Origin of the sequence: Promicromonospora kroppenstedtii DSM 19349 (genome assembly GCF_000515355.1) — a bacterium.
Classification (GTDB): domain Bacteria; phylum Actinomycetota; class Actinomycetes; order Actinomycetales; family Cellulomonadaceae; genus Promicromonospora; species Promicromonospora kroppenstedtii.
The window spans coordinates 5461-6549 of sequence record NZ_KI911732.1; the positions used below are offsets into that span (position 1 = coordinate 5461).

Below are 1089 nucleotides of genomic sequence, written 5' to 3' on the forward strand. Positions count from 1 at the left end.
GGCACACTGGCGGGAGTGTCAGTGGCACCGGGCAGGATCATCTCTGCCAGGGCCCGGCGCACCGTCCGCACGGCCGTAACGTCTACAGCTTCACCAGACGCGGGCGCACCAGACGTCTCGGCATCGCCGGGCAGCACGGACCCGCCAGGCAAGCCCGGTCCGTCCCCAGGCAGCACCGACCCACCAGGCAGTCTCGGCTCGCTCCCGGGCAGTGACCCGGAAGGCAGTCTCGACCCTGTCCCGGGCAGCACCGATTGCGCAGGCTGCTCGCCTGCTCGTTCTGGTACCTCACCCGTTCGCGTCATGCCATCAACATATCGCACACCTGTACGCACCGCTCGCCGAACCGGCCCGCTCTGCCAATAGCAGAACCCGGCCGCTCGTCCTGTGGACAACGTGTCGGGAGTTCGGAGCTACGGGGCGTTCAGGCTTCGCCGCACAAGCGCCTCGTCCGGCGCGGCAGCCTCACTCCCTCGAACTCTGACCCCTTGCGGTCATCCGTCGTTCAGTCGTCAGCGCGCGACCAGCGGTCCCAGAGCCAGAGCAGGAACACCAGCAACAGAAACGCGGGGATGCCCGCGATGCCGAGCCGTGTGAACCAGCCGGTCAGTTCCGCGCCGACGCCGGGGTTGGCGCCGTCCGCGCCGGCGGGACCGTCGAAATCAGGGTCGCGGTCCGTGCTGCCGTCGGGGTCGCTCCTGCCGTCGGCGTCGCTGCTGTTGTCGCTCCCGCCGTTGCTGCTACTGCTGCCGTCCCCGGTGCTGCGCGTGGCACCGTCGTCTACGGTCCCGGCATCGGCGCGGGAGTCGTCCGACGTGCCGCCGCCTGCCTCGGTGTCCTCGGTGTCGGAGCTGTCGCCGGACAAGTCGCCCGGCGTGCCGAGGCTGTCGAGCCACGTCGACACGCTGCCGGCGATGTCGCGGGCCGAGTCCTCGACGGCGTTCGAGCCGTCGTCGCCCGAGCCGTCGTCGCCCGAGCCGTCGTCGCCCGAGCCCGCCCCGCGCGTGCCGTCGGTTCCGGCCCGTGCGCCATCACTGCCGGCACTGTCACCGCTGCCGGCACCGTCACCGCTGCCGGCACCGTCAGCAC

General features: G+C 71.3%; 1 pseudogene. It reads right to left on the bottom strand.

What is annotated here, in order from left to right:
* Nucleotides 1-505 precede the first annotated feature (505 nt).
* Nucleotides 506-1089 (bottom strand): annotated as a pseudogene (locus PROKR_RS35830) (hypothetical protein); the annotation flags it as partial.